Origin of the sequence: Pseudoalteromonas piscicida (assembly GCF_002744175.1) — a bacterium.
Lineage (GTDB): Bacteria > Pseudomonadota > Gammaproteobacteria > Enterobacterales > Alteromonadaceae > Pseudoalteromonas > Pseudoalteromonas piscicida_B.
The window spans coordinates 1-4,398 of record NZ_NKHF01000178.1; the positions used below are offsets into that span (position 1 = coordinate 1).

General features: G+C 44.7%; 3 protein-coding genes. All 3 read left to right on the forward strand.

Annotation, left to right across the window (positions count from 1 at the left end; genetic code table 11):
* A partial coding sequence (locus CEX98_RS23660; protein ID WP_143484399.1) for a phosphopantetheine-binding protein occupies positions 1–190 on the forward strand: 190 nt, incomplete at its 5' end.
* Positions 187–3,621, forward strand: coding sequence for a non-ribosomal peptide synthetase (locus CEX98_RS23665; RefSeq protein WP_099644143.1), 3,435 nt, complete (start codon positions 187–189; stop codon positions 3,619–3,621). The genes CEX98_RS23660 and CEX98_RS23665, both read left to right, overlap by 4 nt.
* Positions 3,622–3,623: 2 nt before the next feature.
* Positions 3,624–4,398 (forward strand): beta-ketoacyl synthase N-terminal-like domain-containing protein (locus CEX98_RS23670; RefSeq protein WP_143484400.1); only part of this gene is annotated, 775 nt, incomplete at its 3' end.

Sequence of the window (4,398 nt, forward strand, 5' to 3'; positions counted from 1 at the left end):
GGGGATCCATGATGACTTCTTCGAGCTCGGCGGGAATTCGTTAATGGTCACAACCATGCTTGCACATTTAAACAAAATTGCTGAACAAGAGCTCACCATTACAGAGGTATTCGAGCGCAGAACCGTGGCAAAACTAGCCGAAATATTAGAGCAACAGGAAAGTGAAGAATTAGAGTTGGGAACAATATGAGTGCAATTAAATTAAACAATCAGCTAAAACAAATAGGGATTAAGTTGTGGCTTGAACAGGGCAATATCAAATTTGCTGCGCCAAAAGGTAAAATGACTCAGGAGTTGCTGTCCAAAATTAAAGAACAAAAAGCAGAGTTACTGTTACTTTTGCAGCAGATTGATGATCACAAAAAGAAATTTGCGACAATTGAGCCGCTTGACGAGGCTGTTGCTGCGCCTCTGTCATTGGCGCAACAACGGCTGTGGGTAATTGACAAGCTTTCTGATAATCAGAGTCAATACAATATTCCGCTAGCAATATCTCTCAAAGGGGAGCTTGATGTAGCTGCTCTTGATGCCGCGTTCGAACAAATTGTTGAGAGACATTACGCACTGCGTACTCGCTTTAGTGAGCAAGATGGGAGAGGCACTCAACTGATTGCCGGTAATACTTTCGAATTGATCCAAAAAGATTTTCGAACCAATCCGGCTAGTATACAGAGTTATCTGGTTGAACAGGCTAAAACAGGCTTCGATTTACAAAACGACAACTTGTTCAGAGTACACTTATTGCAAAAAGCGACACAGGAATGGGTGCTGCTTATTGTAATGCATCACATAATTTCAGATGGCTGGAGCATCGGGGTGCTTGTGAAGGAGCTCACTGAACTATACGATGCAAGTGTTAACAACAGAGCACCTCAAATCGCCCCACTGGCAATACAGTATCGGGATTTTTCCTCCTGGCAGCGGCAGTGGATGCAAGGACATGTACTTGAAACTGAACTGGATTACTGGCATCAGCGACTGGAGAGTATTCCTGCGGTTCACTCACTGCCTTTAGACAAAAGCCGCCCGACACAGCAAACATTTGATGGAGATTGCATATTTAGTTCATTGGGGCATGAGTTATCGCAACAATTAAGAACATTGGCCCGACAGCAGGGAACATCATTGTTTATCCTATTAGAAATCGCTTTTGCAGTGCTTGTTTCAAAATACAGCCGCGAGCAGGATGTCGTGATAGGCACCCCCATAGCGAATAGGATGCATCCTGCAGTAAACCCTTTGATCGGCTTCTTCGTGAATACACTGGTATTACGTAATCATATCGACAGTTCACTGTCGTTTGAAGAATTGCTTAAGCAGCAAAACAGACAGATATTGCAAGACTTTGAACATCAAAATATCCCGTTTGAGTCGCTAGTCGAACATTTAAATCCTCAGCGAGATTTGAGTCACAGTCCTTTGTTTCAAATTATGTTTGCGCTACAGGATAGCCGTGAAGTCACATTGAACTTACCAAACGTGATTGCTGAGGGTGTGGATATAGACAGCAAAACAACCATGTTCGACCTTAATGTTCAGGTTCATGATGATGGTAATGGCCTTGAAGTTGGTTGGGAGTTTAATGTTGATTTGTTTGAGCGTGACGCTGTTCAACAGTTGGCATCCTGCTATCAAGTGTTGCTAGGCGCAATAGTTGAGCAGCCGGGTATGTTGGTTTCAGAGTTACCTTTGCTGACTCAAACTCAGCAAAATTACTTGCTGAACACCTTGAACGACACGGAGCAGGCGTTCGACAAACACGTTTGTATCCATGAATTAATTGAGAGACAAGCTGCTGTTTCTCCTGCTTCAACTGCGTTACGCTTTGAGGGGCAGTCAATGACTTATGCGCAGCTAATGCAACAGAGTAATCAACTGGCACATTATCTGTCTGAACACGGGGTAACAGCAGACTCCAAAGTTGCCTTATTATTACCACGCTCTTTTGAACTAGTCGTTGCTATGTTGGCTACGCTTAAAGCGGGCGGTGCATATGTACCGATTGATAATGAAGTGCCTTCGGAGCGACTGCACTATATTCTTAACGATGCTCAACCGACGCTGATTTTGACGACTCAGGAGTTGCAGCCAGCCTTAAAAGGCGAAAATAGTGTCGCCATAGACTCGCCAGAATTTGTCGCTGGCTTAACTGGGTATCCGGATACAAAAAATACTGTACATGAGGCAGCGGCAAATAGTCGCAATCTTGCTTATATTATTTACACCTCAGGTTCTACCGGCAAACCTAAGGGGGTAATGGTGGAGCATCAGGCTTTGGTGAATCGCCTAATGTGGATGCAAAATGCCTATCAACTAACACATGCCGATACTGTACTGCAAAAGACACCCTATAGCTTTGATGTGTCTGTTTGGGAGTTTTTTTGGCCACTTATGATAGGTTCTAAGCTTGTACTGGCAAAACCTTTGGGTCACAAAGATCCTGCATACCTCACACAGCTTATCCAGAACGAAGGTGTTACCACTGTGCACTTTGTGCCGTCAATGTTATCGGTTTTTCTGTCGATGACAGACAGTAAAGCTTGTAACTCAATTCAACGTGTCTTTTGTAGTGGCGAAGCACTCCCTACCGACCTGCAAAACCGTTTCTTTGGGATATTTAACAATACGGAATTACATAATCTCTACGGCCCCACTGAAGCGGCAATCGACGTAACTTACTGGCATTGCCGACCAGAGCACGATAGGAGCAGGGTGCCGATTGGTAAGCCAATAGATAATATCCAGCTTTATGTCCTGGATGAACATTTGGCATTGCTACCACCAGGAGCCGTAGGAGAATTGTATATTGGTGGCGTTGGTTTGGCGAGAGGATATATTAACAAGCCAGAGTTGACGGCTAAAACCTTCATCGAATGTGCACTTCCCTCAGGAAAGACACACAGACTATATAAAACCGGTGACCTTGTTAGGTGGTCATCAGTCGGTCAGCTTGAGTATCTCGGCCGCAGTGATTTCCAGGTTAAGCTGCGGGGCTTCCGCATAGAGCTGGATGAAATCGCTCATCATATTACTAGTAACGAGAGTGTCAGTGATGCTGCGGTACTGGTAATTGAAGATATGATCGTTGCCTACATGGTGCTTGATACGGATTCGGAACAAGGTGAGGCATTAGAGGCGATTAAACTGGACCTTGCCGCAAAGTTACCTGAGTACATGATGCCTGGTTCGTATATGGTGCTTGAGGAAATGCCACTGAGTGCAAACGGCAAGACAGATAGAAAGGGGCTCCCGGCTCCGAGCTTTAACCGCGAGCGCAATAAGCCAATGACTCTGCCATCATCAGAGCAGGAAAAGAAAGTACTGGAGTTATGGCTGCAAGTATTAGGCGTGGATAAAGTGAGTATCGACGATAACTTTTTTGAACTGGGTGGGAATTCATTGAAGTTAGTAAACTTAACAGAGTTATTGAATAAAGAGTTTGAGCAATCATTCTCTCCCTTGCAACTATTTCAATTCCCGACAATAAAACAGTTTGTGGCCTTGCTTAATCAGCACAAAACCAGCCATCAATCCGGTGGCTCAGGTCAAGAAAAGCCGAAGCGAAACATAGAGCAACGTAAAGCACGTTTAAATCGCCAACGAAATAAGAGAGTAAACTAACGGTGACTGATCAAAATTTACGCACAGGACTAGAGATTGCAGTTATAGGTATGGCTGGGAAGTTCCCGAGTGCCAATAACATAGAAGCGTTCTGGCATAACTTACAAAATGGAATTGAAGGAATAAGCAGATTTAGCGACGCAGAATTGTTAGCTGAGGGGGTTGCTGAGGAGTTATTGAATAACCCGGCCTATGTTAAGGCGAATGGCTTATTAGATAGCCCCTATTTATTTGATTCTGGTTTGTTTGGTTACCCTGCTCGTGAAGCTGAATTACTTGATCCTCAGCTCAGAGTTATGCACGAATGTGCATGGGAAGCACTTGAAAATGCTGGCTATGATGCCTCAACAACGGGCTTGTCAATAGGCTTATTTAGCGGTGCTACGGATAACCTATTGTGGTTGCGCCAGGTTTTTCAGATGGTTGAGTCAAGCCCGGGAGATTTATTTGAGGCTGAATCGTTAATCAAAAGAGATTACTTTGCTACCCGGTTAGCTTATAAGCTGAATCTAACAGGTCCCGCGGTAAATATTCAAACGGCCTGTTCGACCTCGTTGGTTGCCACTCATATGGCTGTCCAGTCATTGCTCAGCGGTGATTGTGATATGGCCCTGGCTGGAGGAGTCTCAGTCCAACCTAAGAAAGAAGGCTACCTGTATCAGGAGGGGATGATTGGTTCGCCAGATGGTCATTGTCGAGCGTTTGATACAAAAGCAAAAGGTACCGTTGGTGGCGAAGGCGTTGGTCTGGTATTGTTAAAGCGTCTGGACGATGCGG

Coding starts and splice junctions, on each gene's coding strand:
- CEX98_RS23665 (WP_099644143.1), top strand. CDS start 187: ATGAGTGCAATTAAATTAAACAATCAGCTAAAACAAATAGGGATTAAG.